Below are 15,270 nucleotides of genomic sequence, written 5' to 3'. Positions count from 1 at the left end.
TTCAAGAGTGGATGCAGAAAAATATTCACCGTAGTCAGTCATATTAATAGGACAATGTCATAGAATTGGTAGTGGTTAGAGGTATAAGACTCGGCTGCATCATATTTTACTTGACCGGGAGGGGAATGATCTTGTTGGAAAAAGTAGATATCTTCAAAGATATCGCGGAGCGAACTGGTGGCGACATTTATCTCGGAGTCGTTGGAGCGGTTCGCACGGGAAAATCGACCTTTATTAAAAAATTTATGGAACTTGTGGTGCTTCCAAACATTGAAAATGAAGCAGATAAGAGCAGGGCTCAAGATGAGCTTCCACAGTCCGCAGCAGGTAAGCAAATCATGACAACGGAGCCAAAATTTGTACCAAACCAAGCTGTTTCCATCCATGTCGATGAAGGGCTTGATGTAAATATTCGCCTCGTGGACTGTGTTGGTTACGCCGTTCCTGGAGCGAAAGGTTACGAAGATGAAAATGGACCTCGCATGATTCATACACCTTGGTATGAAGAACCGATTCCATTTCAAGAAGCAGCAGAAATTGGAACGAGAAAAGTGATTCAAGAACACTCTACTCTTGGTGTTGTTGTAACAACTGATGGGACAATTGGTGACATTCCAAGGAGCGATTATGTTGAATCAGAATCAAGAGTTGTTGAAGAACTAAAAGAAGTTGGCAAACCGTTTATAATGATTGTTAACAGTGTAAGACCACATCACCCAGAGACAGAGCAGCTACGGTCTTCGCTTTCAGAAGAATACGATATTCCGGTACTGGCTATGAGTATTGAAGGCATGAACGAGCACGATATTAATAGCGTCTTAAGAGAAGTTTTATTTGAGTTCCCAGTACATGAAGTGAATGTGAATTTACCTAGCTGGGTAATGGTACTTAAAAACGACCATTGGCTTCGAGAAAGTTATGAAGAGTCGGTTCGTGAAACGGTTAAAGATATCAAACGTTTACGAGACGTTGATCGGGTTGTTAGCCAATTTACAGAACTCGAATTTATCGATCAAGCCAAACTAGCTGGTATAGAGATGGGGCAAGGTATTGCTGAAATTGATTTGTATGCCCCGGATGAGCTGTACGATCAAGTATTAAAAGAAGTTGTTGGTGTAGAAATTCGTGGTAAGGATCATCTTTTATCGCTTATGCAAGACTTTGCTCATGCAAAAACCGAGTATGATCAAGTGGCTGATGCACTGCGTATGGTTAAACAAACAGGTTATGGCATTGCGGCACCGTCACTAGCTGACATGAGTTTAGATGAACCTGAAATTATTCGTCAAGGGTCTCGCTTCGGTGTTCGTTTAAAAGCTGTAGCACCGTCCATTCATATGGTGAAAGTAGATGTGGAATCAGAGTTTGCTCCAATTATCGGCACAGAAAAGCAAAGTGAAGAACTCGTTCGCTATCTCATGCAAGACTTTGAAGAGAATCCACTTTCCATTTGGAATTCTGACATTTTCGGGCGATCACTTAATTCCATTGTTCGCGAGGGAATTTCGGCAAAGCTATCTCTAATGCCAGAAAATGCGCGCTATAAGTTACAAGAAACGCTAGAGCGGATTATTAACGAAGGTTCTGGTGGATTAATTGCGATTATTTTGTGAATAAAAGAACTCTCTCCCTTTGGAGTGAGTTCTTTTTGCTTTTCCTCGATAGTTTTGCTAATCTTTATAAGAGATTATAAGTGGATAGCAAGATGATGGAGGGACAAGAATGGTTGATCAACATAAAATAGAAACCGCAGTAAGAATGATTTTAGAGGCAGTAGGTGAAGACCCAGAGAGAGAAGGGCTTATTGATACACCAAGACGCGTTGCGAAAATGTATGAAGAAATGTTTAGTGGATTACGCGAGGATCCAAAAACTCACTTGCAAACTGTTTTTACAGAAGATCACGAAGAGCTTGTGCTTGTTAAGGATATAACGTTTTATTCCATGTGTGAGCATCATTTAGTTCCTTTTTACGGAAAAGCTCATATTGCCTATCTTCCAAATGAAGGAAAAGTAACAGGACTTAGCAAACTTGCGCGAACCGTAGATGGTATTGCAAGACAGCCGCAAGTTCAAGAGAGAATGACGAAAACACTTGCGGACGCACTTGAAGAAACATTAGGAGCAAAAGGTGTAATGGTAATAGTGTCAGCTGAACATATGTGTATGTCAATGAGAGGCATTAAAAAGCCTGGTTCTAAGACGGTTACAACGGCTGTGCGAGGTGTTTTTAAAGACGACGCAATAGCAAGACAAGAAGTATTATCACTTATTTGAGTGTATGCTAACGTAAAAATAAAGCTTATAAACGATAATTCGGCCTTATTTATTCTTGTACGACGTTAGTTATTTAATAAATGGAGGGAAAAAGATGAGTCAAAGTGCTGATTTTTTTGTTATTAAAGCAAGGGAAAATGGTGTACAAGTAATTGGGTTAACACGTGGTTCTGACACCCGCTTTCATCACTCAGAAAAGCTTGACAAAGGTGAAGTAATGATTGGACAATTTACAGAGCACACTTCTGCGGTGAAAATAAGAGGAAAAGCTGTTATTCAAACAAGTCACGGTACAATGGACACAGATGAAGAGTAAATTAGCGGGATGTAGTGTTTATGAATGGTTGCTGTGCTATACTTGATAAAGATCATCTGTATAGCAGGCGAAAGAAAGGAAAGTTTGTATGAGAGAAAAAGGAGCGGTCGATATTTCAACTGCTACTGAATTAAAACAGCATTTTGACCAACTCGTGCGACATGATTATTTACAACAATATATTGACGACACGCGACCGGATCAAGATGAATTGTGGCTTGCTTACCAACTCATTCGTGAAGTGGAGCCAGGAGAACGAGCTCTGGCCATATCGTTGGCTTGGGGCTTTGTTCATGCTGGTGTCATGATTCATGATCTTGTTTCTTTACATAATGAGGACGACGATCGTCTGAAAAAGAGAAGGCAGCTAAATGTTCTGGCTGGGGATTTTTATAGTGCTCGTTACTATCAATCGTTAGCAGGCGTGAATGCAGTCGATATGGTTGAGTTATTTGGAAGCACACTTCAAGAGATTTACGAATTGAAAATGGCTCATTACATGGACAAGTCGTTAACAGCAAAGGCATTCTATGATCAAAAAGCAGCAGTCGATGCTTTGCTTTTACTAAGAATTATTCAAAAAGAGGCTGACGAAACGTTCGCAAAGCGACTTGAAACGTTCTTTTTAACGAAAAGAGTCAAGAGGCAGTTACGAACGACCGTTGATGAAGAAGAAACCAATGTGTTACGCACGATGCTTGTTCGAGCTGAGCAATCATTACAGCCACTTCTTAATAGCCAACGTAATGATATTCTCGATCAGTTTTTTTGTGGGAGGCTTACAACATGAGTCAGTCTAAGGAAGAGCGCGTACATAGCGTTTTTCAGTCTATTCATAAGAGATATGACATGATGAACTCTGTCATTAGTTTGCAACGGCATAAAGCATGGCGTAAAGATACGATGAAACGAATGGCTGTTCAAAAAAACGATTCTGCTCTAGATGTTTGCTGTGGAACAGCTGATTGGTCCATTGCTTTAAGTGAAGCTGTTGGAGACGATGGACGGGTAGTTGGTCTGGACTTTAGTGAAAACATGCTAGAAGTTGGAAAAGAAAAAGTAAAGCAATACGGCGTAAAAAACATTGAACTGATTCAGGGGAACGCTATGGATTTACCGTTCGAAGAAAATACGTTTGACTATGTCACAATTGGGTTTGGGCTTCGAAATGTGCCAGATTATATGCGAGTCCTGAAGGAAATGGTTCGTGTAACGAAGCCAGGTGGAAGGATTGTGTGTCTGGAAACATCTCAGCCGACGATTCCAGGTTTTAAACAACTCTATTTCTTTTACTTTAAACATGTCATGCCTCTTGCTGGCAAACTGTTAGTTAAAAAATACGATGAATACGCGTGGTTACATGAATCAACGTTAGAATTTCCTAACCGAGAGAAGTTAGCCAGTATGTTTCGTGAAGCAGGCATGATAAACGTTGAAGTAAAGAGTTATACTGGCGGTGTTGCCTCTATGCACTTAGGACAAAAGCCGCAAAAGGACTCGTAGAAGGAGTTTTCGTTAATGGGAACAGCAGTAGGATCAAAAACAAAAACATTTATGCGAATGATAAAAATCGAACATACGATTTTTGCCCTTCCATTTGCTTTTTTTGCCATGTTATTAGGTAGTCTCGTAATGAACGGACACTTTCCAACGTTTGTACAATGGTTTTGGGTGACGATTGCAATGATCGGGGCTCGAAGTGCAGCGATGTCGTTAAATCGTGTGATTGACGCTACAATCGATAAACATAATCCAAGAACAGCGAATCGTGAAATACCAGCTGGATTACTTTCAAAAGCAGATGTATGGATCTTTATTGCCGTATCGTTTGCCCTTCTTTTCCTTGCTGCGTTTAATCTTAACCTGTTATCTGTTTATCTATTGCCAATTGCTGTATTTTTTCTCGTATTCTACTCTTACACGAAACGATTTACATGGTTATGCCATGTCGTACTTGGTGTGACAATTGGGATTGCACCACTTGGTGGCTGGGTAGCCGTTACAGGTGAACTATCATTGATGCCAATGTTATTGTTCGGTGCCGTCCTTTTTTGGTTAGCTGGTTTTGATACCGTTTATGCCACTCAGGATGCCGACTATGACGCTTCAAACGGATTGTATTCAATTCCAAGTCGCTTTGGGGTCGCGAAAGCGCTTTTAATTGCGAGGGGCTTTCACGTTGTAAGTTTTCTTTTTTTTGTTTTACTCTTTTTCTATTCTCCACTTAGTTGGCTTTATTTAATCGGCGTTCTTGTCGCAGGCATTATTATGATTTATCAGCACTCCATAGTGAAGAAAGATGATTTATCTAAAGTGCAACTGGCCTTTTTTCCAATGAATGGCACGCTTTCCGTCATGCTGTTTGCCTTCGCTTTTGTCGATATGATGTTGCTACGTTTTTTTTAGGAAACTAGCTGACGAAGACGTTTAGAAAAGAATGAAATAACCTGCCTCTATCATGTGAATAGCATCGATTTTGAGGTGATTGCAACCATCCCGTATAACCTTCACTAGTGAGAAAGAAGAAAAAACCATTTATAAAACGAGCAGACTTTTAGGCTGCATAAGGGTGGCGTTCATGAAGTTAGCAGAAATATATAAAGAGTTTCAAACCGATATTGAATACATTGAATCCATACTGGAACGTACGCTTTCAGCTAAACACCCAGTTTTAAACGAAGCGTCGACTGATCTCTTAAAGGCGGGTGGTAAAAGAATTCGCCCCGTTCTTGTTCTTTTGGCTGGAAAGTTTGGAAACTACGATTTAGAGAAGTTAAAGCATATCGCTGCATCATTAGAGTTAATTCATATGGGTTCTTTAGTTCATGACGATGTGATTGATAATGCTTCATTAAGAAGAGGAAATGAAACGGTTATGGCAAGATGGGATAACCGTGTTGCCATGTATACGGGAGATTATATTTTTGGACACGCAATTGAAACAACGAAAGCGTTTCAAGATAAGCGTGTGCATGTGATCATTTCGGATGCAATGCATCAAATGTGTCTTGGCGAAGTCGAACAAATTCGAGATCAGTATAACTGGGATCAAACCATTCGCACATACTTTAGACGGATTAAACGAAAAACAGCTCTTTTAATTGCAGTTAGCTCTCAGTTAGGTGCTATTGCAGCTGATGTAGAAGAAGAGCTCCAACAACAAATGTATTATTTTGCTTATTTCCTTGGAATGTCTTATCAAATAATGGATGATATATTAGATTTTGTAGGCACGAAAGAACAGTTAGGAAAACCAGCTGGCGGGGATTTACGTCAAGGGAATGTAACGCTTCCTGCATTATATGCTATGGATACGAATCCATCGTTTAAAGAAAAGCTTAGAAAAGAATTAACGAAAGAAACAGCTAAAACGATAACGATGGAACCGTTTTTGAATGACGTACGCAATTCTGGCGGAATTGAATATGCCCAAGACTTAAGTGATCGTTACTTAAGCAAAGCATATGCGTTGCTTAATGAATTTCCTAATTGTGAGGCGAAGACTCATTTAAAGCAGGTTGCTGCTTATATAGGTCGACGGAAGTATTAAGTAGCTTAATAAAAAAACCGGTTGTGAGCATCACTTATCCGGTTTTTTTATGGATAATAGTAGGAATATTCCCTTTACTAGAAAAGTGTCAACGTACGAGGAAAAACGAATATTTTCGCTATTTTTTATTGTTAGCGCTTACTTCATTTGCTATACTAAAAGAGTTACCGAATAAACTAAATAAAGTGGGGTTGGAATGTTGGAACGTACATATGTGATGATTAAGCCTGATGGAGTTCAACGTAATTTAATCGGACAAATTGTTTCTCGTTTTGAGCAAAAAGGATTTAAACTTGTAGCAGGGAAACTTGTAACATTAAGCAAAGAAACAGCTGAGACTCATTATGGTGAACACCGTGAAAAGCCCTTTTTTAATGAGCTCGTTACTTTTATTACATCTGGTCCAGTGTTTGCAATGGTTTGGGAAGGCGAACAAGTTGTGAAAATCTCTCGCCATTTAATCGGAGCGACGAATCCAGCTGAGGCAACACCAGGCTCTATTCGTGGAGATTATGCAATTCAAGTTGGTATGAATGTGATCCATGGTTCTGATTCAACTGAAAGTGCTGATCGTGAAATTGGCATATTCTTTTCTGAAGAAGAGCTATCAACATATGAAAAAAATACAAACGTTTGGGTGTAAGCATCATTCACAAGCGTTAAAGAGGTACGGGAGGATGTCTTTTCATCCTTTCGTACCTTTTTATTATGGTATGCTGCATCCTTTTGAAGGACGCTTGTACCCGATTAAAGCATTTTCGTGGTACACTATTAGGTAAAATGAGAGAGATGGAGCGTTTGAATATGCAGTATCAAGATGATTATGAAGCCTTTTCTGATCTTTTCGCAACCTTAACAGGCATCCGCTTGCAAGCGTATAAACGCTCACAAATGGAACGCCGTTTGCGCACATTGAGTGTGAAGCATGGAATGAGCAGCATGAAGGCATATGGAGAAGCGCTAAAAGAAAACCCAGATCTTTTATCTGAATGTAAAGAAAAAATGACTATTAATGTAACATCTTTCTTTCGAAATGCAGATCGCTGGGAACGTGTAGCGGATTGGCTAGCTGCTCGTCACGCACTGACAAAAAAACCATTGGCCATTTGGAGCGCCGCGTGTTCCTCAGGAGAGGAAGCCTATACAGTAGCGATGCTCTGTAAGCGACATGAGTTACCACTAGTGTCTAATCAGCTACAAGCAACAGACTTAGATGGACAGATGATTCTAAAAGCGAAAAAAGGTCGTTATTCGACGCAAGCAGCAAAAACCGTTATGGAAGAAGAGATGCTAAATCGCTTCTTTCAAAAGGAAGAGTCTGATTTTTGCGTCGTAGATGAGATAAAAGATATGGTGTCATTTTCTACGTTGGATTTAATCCATGATGCTTTCCCAAAACAGATGGATATGGTTATTTGTCGAAATGTATGCATTTACTTTACTGAAGAAACGAAAGAACGCATTTTCCGGAAGCTAAGTGATGCTTTAAAAGAGGGGGGACTTCTGTTTGTAGGGAGTACAGAGCAAATTTTTCACCCTCATACATATGGATTAAAAGCAATAGCTCCTTTTTTTTATCAGAAAACAAATTGAAAAATTGCGTCATAGTTGGTATAATCGAATATAATTTAGCGCGTAAAAGTGATAAAGCAATTGGTAGAAGGAGTGGACATAATGAGATTTCTTACAGCTGGTGAATCCCACGGGCCGCAATTAACTACAATTATAGAAGGTGTTCCGGCTCAAATCCGCCTGGTGGAAGAGGATATTAATCGGGAACTTTCTCGCAGGCAAGGTGGATATGGTCGAGGACGCCGGATGCAAATCGAAAAGGATCAAGTGAAGATTATGAGCGGGGTTCGACACGGCTATACAACAGGGGCTCCGATTACGTTCGTTGTTGAAAATAATGATTGGAAAAACTGGACAAAAATTATGGGGTCAGCTCCCATTTCAAAAGAAGAAGAAGAAAAAATGAGACGTCGCTTAACACGACCACGGCCAGGTCATGCAGATTTGAATGGAGCAATAAAATACGGTCATCGTGACATGCGTGACGTATTAGAGCGTTCTTCAGCGAGAGAGACAACGGTTCGAGTCGCTTGTGGGGCGCTTGCGAAAGTTATTTTACGGGCGCTTGGAGTTGAAGTAGCTGGTCACGTTAGAATAATCGGTGGTATCGAAGCAAATGTGGAAGAGTCGCTTTCCATTCAAACAATTCAAGAACGGTCTGAAGCATCTCCAGTCCGATGCCTTGATGACGAAGCAGGCACGAAAATGATGGCGGCAATTGATCAAGCAAAACAAGACGGTGATAGTATTGGTGGCGTCGTTGAAGTAGTCGTTGAAGGGTTGCCAATTGGGTTAGGGAGCCATGTTCATTATGATCGTAAACTAGATGGGAAAATTGCTGGAGCTGTCATGAGCATAAATGCCTTTAAAGGTGTTGAGATCGGTTTAGGGTTTGAAGCAGCGCGAAAACCTGGTAGTCAAGTTCATGATGAAATCATTTGGGATGAACAAACAGGCTATAGCCGAAAAACAAACCGTCTAGGTGGCTTTGAAGGTGGAATGACAAACGGTATGCCAGTCGTTGTAAAAGGTGTCATGAAGCCAATCCCAACCTTATATAAACCACTTAAAAGTGTCGATATTGATTCCAAAGAGGCGTTTGATGCAGGTGTCGAGCGATCTGATAGTTGCGCAGTGCCAGCTGCTTCAGTTGTGTGCGAAAATGTCGTGGCATGGGAAATTGCAAGTAGCTTACTAGATACGTTTCCGGCAGATCAACTTTCGGACCTTCAAGCAGCGATAGAGCGACACAATGAAAAAGCAAGGCTATTTTAATGATGAAAGTCAATGTATGTACAGACAAAAAGACCTATGATGTGGTAATTGAACAAGGTGTGCTAAATCAAGCCGGATCGATTATTGAAAAAGTGGCCCCAGCTTCTCGTTACATGCTTATTGTCGATGAACAGGTTGCGACACATTATCTTGAATCGTTTCTCCAAACGTTTACGCAGACAGCTGTACATGTGTCTGTTGTTCCTAGTGGGGAACAGTCAAAATCATTTGCGCAATACGAGCGTTTGTTAAATGACTGCTTCGAATATCAGCTCGATCGCTCATCTGTCATCATCGCATTTGGTGGTGGTGTCATAGGAGATTTAGCTGGGTTTGTAGCCGGTACCTATATGCGTGGCATTTCTTTTGTACAAGTACCGACGACGTTATTGGCACATGATTCAAGTGTTGGTGGTAAAGTAGCCATTAATTTAGAGAAAGGCAAAAATATGGTGGGATTGTTTCACCAGCCGGAACTTGTCCTCTATGATCCTCAGCTTCTACAAACGCTTCCTGAAAAAGAATGGCGTTCAGGCTTTGCTGAAATAGTCAAGATGGCTTTTATTGCGGATAGGGACTTCTTAACATGGCTAGAAGAGGAAGTTGACTCGCTCACGTCCATCGAAGGCGAGTCGCTCGTACGTATGATTGAAAGAGCCGTAGCGTTAAAAGCGCGCATTGTGCAGCAGGATGAACAAGAGCTGGGTATTCGTGGTATGTTGAATTTTGGGCATACGCTAGGTCATGCAATTGAAGCAGAGTTAGGCTATGGTGCTGTGACCCACGGTGAAGCCGTTCTGATCGGAATGGCTTTTGCATTAAAGCTTAGTGAGCGTAAGCACAACATTGATCTTGCTTCTGATCGGTATATAGCGTGGTTTCAATCTCTTGGCTATACCGTTCAAATCCCGTCTTCGCTAGAGATAACCGATTTGCTTTCACAAATGATGAAAGATAAAAAAGCGCGTCACGGTACGCTTCATTACGTTTTATTAAGTGCACTAGGTAAAGCGACAATTGAACCAATTACTGCAGAAGAGCTAGTAGCGGAATTGACAGTAGAAAAAGGAGGCCATTAATTATGATGCGAGGCATTCGTGGGGCGACGACAGTTGAAAAAAATGAAGCAGCAGAAATTGAACGTGAGACCGAGCGCTTGCTCCGAAAAATGGTAGCGGATAATGACATTAAGCCTGAACAAATTGCGCAAGTGCTTGTTACCGTAACAAACGACATTGATGCTTGCTTCCCAGCTAAAGCTTTACGTCATTTAAATGGTTTTGATTTCGTACCAGTTATGTGCGCTCAGGAAATACCTGTGAAAGGAAGTTTGTCGCGTTGTATTCGGATTATGATGACGGCTCACACGGAGCAGGATCAGCGAGATGTTCGTCATACTTTCTTAAATGAGGCGATAACGCTTCGTCCAGACCTCTTGCAAAAGGGCTAGGTGATAATGGGTTGACGTCAGTGGTTTTTTGCGTTAGACTACGTGCAAGCAAGATTAGATGAGTAGAGTTTAGAGTAGAGATTAGTTGAGAATGAGCAGAGCGGAGAGAATGTAGACGAAGTAAAGAACCCTTCCTATAAATGTATTTGGAGATGCGTCAATCCTCCAACCGCTCTTCATTTTCACATCACAAGGAGTGAGTGGTAAATGAAGAAAATAAATCCCCTTAATGTTCAAGTAATTAAACGCACAACACGTAAGAAGCAAATCGGTAAGCAAAAGTCGACAATGCTTCATCCTTCTGTTATTCCTTTATCCAATTTTATGTCTCGTTTTTATTATGTATGTAGGGATCACCTTATCCGAAATGCAGGTGTATGCCATGATTAAAGCGATGTTACACCGCTGCTTAGACAATGGTACATTAAGTGAACAAGAAGCAGAGTTGCTTATGGGCGAAATCATGCATGGGCGATTAGCAGATAGCCAGATTGCTAGCTTTATGACGTTGCTCCGATTTAGAGGAGAAACAACAGATGAACTTGTTGGCTTTGCGCGGGCAATGCGGGGAATGGCTGAACCATTTCCTATTCATCTAGAACGGACAATTGATACATGTGGAACAGGTGGTGACGGGCTTGGTACCTTTAACATTTCCACTGCAACAGCAATTGTTCTTGGATCAATGAACATACCTGTGACGAAGCATGGAAATCGTTCTGTGTCTTCAAAAACAGGAAGTGCAGATGTGTTTGAAGCGCTTAATATTGATATTCAAACATCGGTGACGGAAGCAGCAAATATGCTAACAGAGCAGTCACTATGCTTTATGTTTGCTCCTTTGTATCATCCTTCTATGAAACACGTAATGAAAACGAGAAAAGAGCTAGGCTTTCGAAGTATTTTTAATCTTTTAGGACCGTTAACAAATCCAGCTGGTGCAAAACACCAGTTAGTAGGAGTAAATAGCCGGGCAACCGCTGATCAATTTGGACACGTATTACAACGACTCGGTACAACCCACTCCGTTGTTGTTAGTGGTGCAGATGGACTTGATGAATGTGCCATTCATGGTGAAACGTACCTTGTTGATGTGAAGCAAGGTGAGATTCATGCCAATACTATAAAGCCTGAAGATGTTGGTTTTACCCGTAGTTCGTTAGCATCCATCCGTGTACAAACCCCTGCTGAGAGTGCTGCTTTAATTCATCAGGTACTCCGGAATGAAGCTCCGCAAGCAGCAACTAATATTGTAGCGTTTAATGCAGGTGTTGCGTTGTATGCAGGTGATTACGTATCTTCTATTCAAGTTGGTGTTGAAGAGGCAAGGCGGGCAATTGAAAATGGGCAATCACAACTTTATTTGACCTCGCTGCAATCAAAGAAGAGAGGGATAAAACATGCTTGATCAGATTATTGCAACTAAAAAAGAAGAAGTGCGTGTGTTAGAAATGCCAGCTCCTGTAGCGGTAAAGCGAACGAGTTTAAAACAAGCCCTGCTTCAATCTACTTATGACCTCGGTTTAATTGCAGAAATTAAACAAGCGTCTCCGTCTAAAGGTCTTTTGGTTGAAACCCTCGATGTAAAACGTATTGCGCTATCGTATCAAGCTGCTGGTGCGTCTGCTATTAGTGTGCTAACCGATTATCCCTATTTTAAAGGGAAGAAAGAATATATCAAGCAAGTAAAAGACACGGTTAATCTTCCGGTTTTGCGCAAAGATTTCATCATTGATGCGAAGCAAGTTGAAGAGTCCTATCGACTCGGAGCGGATGCAATCTTGCTGATTGCAGGTGTTATTGAATACAGCCAGCTACGAGAGCTCTATGAACAAGCATATGAATTAGGGCTTGAATGCCTAGTAGAGGTACATGATGAAGAAGAAGCGCAAACATTGCTTCAGTATATAAAGCCAGAAATCGTTGGTGTGAATAACCGGAATTTAAAAACGTTTCAAACGAACATTAAACAGACGGAATTAATTTTACCATCGCTTTCACAAGAATCGGTTCTTGTATCAGAAAGTGGCATTCGTACGAAAGAAGACCTTACTTATTTAAAGAGACTAGGTGTTCATGGTGTGTTAATGGGTGAGACATTAATGAAAGCGACGGATCGTTCTAAAGCCATTGAAAGTTTGTTTGCAAGTGAGCGGACAGTGGAATGAAGACAAAATATTGTGGGATTCAATCGAAAGAAGATCTAGAAGTTGTCGCTCACTCATTGTGTGATTACATTGGTTATGTTTTTGCAAAAAGTAAACGTCAAGTACTTCTTGATGATGTGATGCATTGGAATCAGTCTGTTCCTCATGAAAAGAAAAATGTTGCGCTTGTTGTAAATGCAACAATAGAACAAATAAAACCCCTTTTAGAAGCGAACATCTTCCACGTTCTTCAACTTCATGGAAGTGAGTCTGTGGAGAGTGTTAAAGCTGTTCGACATGCTTATCCAACTATTGAACTTTGGAAAGCGATCCATGTTGATGATAGTACTGTTGAGCAGCTTCATCGTTATGCTCCTTACGTAGATGGTCTTTTGTTAGATACAAAAAGCACACAAGCGTGGGGTGGAACGGGGCAAACATTTGATTGGGAACGCATTCCTACATTTATACAAGTTGCAAATCGATATGAAACGCCTCTGTTTATTGCTGGTGGAATAAACAAAGAAAATATTCAAGATGCACAACAATATAACGTGTTTGGCTTAGATTTATCGAGCGGAATAGAGCGCAACGGACGAAAAAATATACGGGCAATAGAAGAGCTTGAAGAGGTGATCGAGAGATGAAAACAAATCTTTATCCAACTGAGCAAGGTCGTTTCGGCGAGTATGGTGGACAATATGTGCCAGAGACAATTATGAGTGCACTTGAGGAATTAGAGGCGGCTTTGGATGAAGCATTAGCGGACCCTGCGTTTACAAGTGAATTAACAACATTGTTAACAAATTATGCAGGCCGAAAAACTCCGATCACATTTGCCGATCAGCTAAGTAAAGCACTAGGGAATGTCTCCATTTATTTAAAGCGAGAAGATCTAGTACACACAGGCGCACACAAGCTAAATAATGCTCTCGGGCAAGTACTGTTAGCCAAACGAATGGGTAAAAAGAAAATTGTTGCTGAAACAGGTGCTGGCCAGCATGGTGTAGCGACCGCAACCGTAGCTGCGAAATTTGGCATGGACTGTTTAATTTATATGGGTGAAACGGATATGGAGCGACAGCAGTTAAATGTGTTTCGAATGGAGCTTCTTGGTGCGAAAGTTATCCCAGCGACAAGCGGAAGTAAAACATTAAAAGATGCTACAAATGAAGCAATTCGGCACTGGGTAACCAATGCTGACGATACGTTTTACATTATCGGTTCTGTCGTTGGTCCTCACCCTTACCCAAAAATGGTTCGCCAATTTCAACGGATCATTGGCGACGAGGCAAAAGAGCAGATGCTTACTGATTATGGTGAATTTCCGGATACCATTATTGCATGCGTCGGTGGAGGAAGTAATGCGATTGGGATGTTTTATCCGTTTATCGAAGACGATGTTTCATTAGTCGGTGTTGAGGCAGCTGGCCTCGGCGTCCATTCTCCTCATCACGCTGCAACGTTAACAAAAGGAACAAAAGGAATCATTCACGGTTCATTAACGTATTTACTGCAAGACGAGGTAGGTCAAATTATAGAGCCCTATTCTATTTCAGCTGGACTTGATTATCCTGGAATTGGTCCGGAGCATGCGTATCTAGCAGATTCAGGTCGCGTTACGTATGAAGCGGTAACCGATGAAGAGGCCCTCTCTGCTTTGCGTATGCTTGCTGAACACGAGGGCATTATTTGTGCTTTGGAATCAGCACATGCTGTTGCTCAAGCGATTAAACAAAGTAAAGCAGGTAAAAAAGAAACGATTTTAATTTGTTTGTCCGGTCGTGGTGACAAAGACATGCATACCATTTATAAAAACGTCGAAGGAGAATCCGCTCATGAATAGACTAACCCAAGCGTTACAAAAGGATGATTTGTTTATTCCATTTATTACAGCAGGAGATCCTTCTCTTGACGTGACGATTGCGCTATTGCTTTCATTACAAAAGCAAGGGGCCGATGTCATTGAATTAGGTGTGCCCTACTCTGATCCTTTAGCGGATGGCCCCACGATACAAGCTGCTTCTATTCGAGCAATCCAGGCAGGAACGACCTTGCCGCAAATTTTAGAAATGATTCCACTGGCCCGAAAAAAAGGTGTGCATGTACCCATTATTTTGTTTACGTATGCGAATCCTCTTTATCAATACGGATTTGAAACATTTGTAGAACAGGCGTCGACCTTTGAAGTAGACGGTGTACTCGTTCCGGATTTACCTTTTGAAGAAGCACAGACGTTGGCATCACTATGTAAAGCAAACGGCTTGTCTTTTATTTCAATGGTAGCTCCAACTTCTAGAGAACGAATAAAAAAGATTGCTTCATCTGCAAGCGGCTTTTTATATTGTGTATCAACGACAGGCGTAACTGGCGCTCGTGATCAGTTGCCTGCTGATTTAAAACGTTTTATTCAGATAGTAAAGCAGCATGCTCAAGTTCCTTGTGTTGTTGGATTCGGTATTCATAAACGTGAGCAAGTAGATGCTATCCAACAGTATGCTGATGGAGTTGTGATTGGGAGTGCGATTGTGAAAGAGATTGAAAAGCGTGGAGAACGACTTTTAAGCAAAAGAGAAAAAGAAGCAGCGCTTGCTGAGATTGAACAGTATATTGGTGAGCTTCAAGGAATAAATACGGCCTCTTATTAAAAGAATGTTGAAGAAGAAGCTCTTTTTTCGTAGGA

The 15,270-nt window shown here is 41.1% G+C and carries 18 protein-coding genes; all 18 read left to right on the top strand.

The window, feature by feature from the left end:
• Positions 1-134 precede the first annotated feature (134 nt).
• A complete protein-coding gene (spoIVA, locus tag FPV17_RS11515; protein WP_060705337.1) occupies positions 135-1,613 on the top strand; it encodes a stage IV sporulation protein A in 1,479 nt (492 codons plus the stop codon).
• Positions 1,614-1,722: 109 nt separating this feature from the next.
• Positions 1,723-2,277 carry a GTP cyclohydrolase I FolE gene (gene folE, locus FPV17_RS11510; protein WP_060705336.1) on the top strand — a complete coding sequence of 185 codons (555 nt, stop codon included), beginning with the start codon at positions 1,723-1,725 and terminating at the stop codon, positions 2,275-2,277.
• A gap of 94 nt (positions 2,278-2,371) precedes the next feature.
• Entirely contained in the window at positions 2,372-2,593 is a 222-nt protein-coding gene (gene mtrB / locus FPV17_RS11505) for a trp RNA-binding attenuation protein MtrB (protein WP_035398739.1), read from the top strand.
• Between the two features lie 88 nt (positions 2,594-2,681).
• The gene (locus FPV17_RS11500; RefSeq protein WP_144559074.1) at positions 2,682-3,383 is read left to right on the top strand and encodes a heptaprenyl diphosphate synthase component 1; all 702 of its coding nucleotides are present in this window, start codon (positions 2,682-2,684) and stop codon (positions 3,381-3,383) included.
• The gene (locus FPV17_RS11495; protein ID WP_144559073.1) at positions 3,380-4,096 is read left to right on the top strand and encodes a demethylmenaquinone methyltransferase; all 717 of its coding nucleotides are present in this window, start codon (positions 3,380-3,382) and stop codon (positions 4,094-4,096) included. Before FPV17_RS11500 ends, FPV17_RS11495 begins: the two co-directional genes overlap by 4 nt.
• Before the next feature lie 15 nt (positions 4,097-4,111).
• Positions 4,112-4,999 (top strand): UbiA-like polyprenyltransferase, encoded by an 888-nt coding sequence (locus FPV17_RS11490; RefSeq protein WP_144559072.1) that lies wholly within the window; start codon positions 4,112-4,114, stop codon positions 4,997-4,999.
• A gap of 172 nt (positions 5,000-5,171) precedes the next feature.
• Entirely contained in the window at positions 5,172-6,143 is a 972-nt protein-coding gene (hepT, locus tag FPV17_RS11485; protein ID WP_144559071.1) for a heptaprenyl diphosphate synthase component II, read from the top strand.
• A gap of 199 nt (positions 6,144-6,342) precedes the next feature.
• Entirely contained in the window at positions 6,343-6,786 is a 444-nt protein-coding gene (ndk, locus tag FPV17_RS11480; RefSeq protein WP_144560481.1) for a nucleoside-diphosphate kinase, read from the top strand.
• 161 nt (positions 6,787-6,947) lie between these two features.
• On the top strand, positions 6,948-7,736 hold the full coding sequence (locus FPV17_RS11475) for a CheR family methyltransferase (RefSeq protein WP_035398595.1): 789 nt from the start codon (positions 6,948-6,950) through the stop codon (positions 7,734-7,736).
• An 81-nt stretch (positions 7,737-7,817) separates the two neighbouring features.
• Positions 7,818-8,990 carry a chorismate synthase gene (aroC, locus tag FPV17_RS11470; protein ID WP_144559070.1) on the top strand — a complete coding sequence of 391 codons (1,173 nt, stop codon included), beginning with the start codon at positions 7,818-7,820 and terminating at the stop codon, positions 8,988-8,990.
• Positions 8,990-10,069, top strand: a complete 1,080-nt coding sequence (aroB, locus tag FPV17_RS11465; protein WP_144559069.1) for a 3-dehydroquinate synthase — start codon at positions 8,990-8,992, stop codon at positions 10,067-10,069. The genes aroC and aroB overlap by 1 nt, the downstream gene beginning before the upstream one ends.
• Before the next feature lie 2 nt (positions 10,070-10,071).
• Positions 10,072-10,440, top strand: coding sequence for a chorismate mutase (gene aroH, locus FPV17_RS11460; protein ID WP_035398593.1), 369 nt, complete (start codon positions 10,072-10,074; stop codon positions 10,438-10,440).
• A gap of 207 nt (positions 10,441-10,647) precedes the next feature.
• Positions 10,648-10,830: a hypothetical protein gene (locus FPV17_RS11455; RefSeq protein WP_035398591.1), complete on the top strand. Its 183-nt coding sequence runs from the start codon at positions 10,648-10,650 to the stop codon at positions 10,828-10,830.
• A complete protein-coding gene (trpD, locus tag FPV17_RS11450; protein WP_144559068.1) occupies positions 10,823-11,848 on the top strand; it encodes an anthranilate phosphoribosyltransferase in 1,026 nt (341 codons plus the stop codon). Before FPV17_RS11455 ends, trpD begins: the two co-directional genes overlap by 8 nt.
• Complete coding sequence (gene trpC / locus FPV17_RS11445) at positions 11,841-12,608, top strand: indole-3-glycerol phosphate synthase TrpC (protein ID WP_144559067.1); 768 nt, start codon at positions 11,841-11,843, stop codon at positions 12,606-12,608. The genes trpD and trpC overlap by 8 nt, the downstream gene beginning before the upstream one ends.
• Positions 12,605-13,234 carry a phosphoribosylanthranilate isomerase gene (locus FPV17_RS11440; RefSeq protein ID WP_035398583.1) on the top strand — a complete coding sequence of 210 codons (630 nt, stop codon included), beginning with the start codon at positions 12,605-12,607 and terminating at the stop codon, positions 13,232-13,234. The genes trpC and FPV17_RS11440 overlap by 4 nt, the downstream gene beginning before the upstream one ends.
• A complete protein-coding gene (gene trpB / locus FPV17_RS11435; protein ID WP_035398581.1) occupies positions 13,231-14,433 on the top strand; it encodes a tryptophan synthase subunit beta in 1,203 nt (400 codons plus the stop codon). Before FPV17_RS11440 ends, trpB begins: the two co-directional genes overlap by 4 nt.
• The gene (trpA, locus tag FPV17_RS11430; protein ID WP_144559066.1) at positions 14,426-15,235 is read left to right on the top strand and encodes a tryptophan synthase subunit alpha; all 810 of its coding nucleotides are present in this window, start codon (positions 14,426-14,428) and stop codon (positions 15,233-15,235) included. The genes trpB and trpA overlap by 8 nt, the downstream gene beginning before the upstream one ends.
• Positions 15,236-15,270 lie beyond the last annotated feature (35 nt).

This window comes from Shouchella miscanthi, from assembly GCF_007725405.1.
Classification (GTDB): domain Bacteria; phylum Bacillota; class Bacilli; order Bacillales; family Bacillaceae_D; genus Shouchella; species Shouchella hunanensis.
This window is presented reverse-complemented; position numbering and strand designations above follow the sequence as displayed.

Bases quoted from the DNA above. Each gene is read 5' to 3' on its own strand.
- aroB (WP_144559069.1), top strand. From the start codon at position 8,990: ATGATGAAAGTCAATGTATGTACAGACAAAAAGACCTATGATGTGGTA.
- FPV17_RS11475 (WP_035398595.1), top strand. From the start codon at position 6,948: ATGCAGTATCAAGATGATTATGAAGCCTTTTCTGATCTTTTCGCAACC.
- aroC (WP_144559070.1), top strand. From the start codon at position 7,818: ATGAGATTTCTTACAGCTGGTGAATCCCACGGGCCGCAATTAACTACA.
- FPV17_RS11440 (WP_035398583.1), top strand. From the start codon at position 12,605: ATGAAGACAAAATATTGTGGGATTCAATCGAAAGAAGATCTAGAAGTT.
- trpD (WP_144559068.1), top strand. From the start codon at position 10,823: ATGATTAAAGCGATGTTACACCGCTGCTTAGACAATGGTACATTAAGT.
- aroH (WP_035398593.1), top strand. From the start codon at position 10,072: ATGATGCGAGGCATTCGTGGGGCGACGACAGTTGAAAAAAATGAAGCA.
- FPV17_RS11500 (WP_144559074.1), top strand. From the start codon at position 2,682: ATGAGAGAAAAAGGAGCGGTCGATATTTCAACTGCTACTGAATTAAAA.
- FPV17_RS11455 (WP_035398591.1), top strand. From the start codon at position 10,648: ATGAAGAAAATAAATCCCCTTAATGTTCAAGTAATTAAACGCACAACA.
- folE (WP_060705336.1), top strand. From the start codon at position 1,723: ATGGTTGATCAACATAAAATAGAAACCGCAGTAAGAATGATTTTAGAG.
- trpB (WP_035398581.1), top strand. From the start codon at position 13,231: ATGAAAACAAATCTTTATCCAACTGAGCAAGGTCGTTTCGGCGAGTAT.
- hepT (WP_144559071.1), top strand. From the start codon at position 5,172: ATGAAGTTAGCAGAAATATATAAAGAGTTTCAAACCGATATTGAATAC.
- FPV17_RS11495 (WP_144559073.1), top strand. From the start codon at position 3,380: ATGAGTCAGTCTAAGGAAGAGCGCGTACATAGCGTTTTTCAGTCTATT.
- mtrB (WP_035398739.1), top strand. From the start codon at position 2,372: ATGAGTCAAAGTGCTGATTTTTTTGTTATTAAAGCAAGGGAAAATGGT.
- FPV17_RS11490 (WP_144559072.1), top strand. From the start codon at position 4,112: ATGGGAACAGCAGTAGGATCAAAAACAAAAACATTTATGCGAATGATA.
- trpC (WP_144559067.1), top strand. From the start codon at position 11,841: ATGCTTGATCAGATTATTGCAACTAAAAAAGAAGAAGTGCGTGTGTTA.
- trpA (WP_144559066.1), top strand. From the start codon at position 14,426: ATGAATAGACTAACCCAAGCGTTACAAAAGGATGATTTGTTTATTCCA.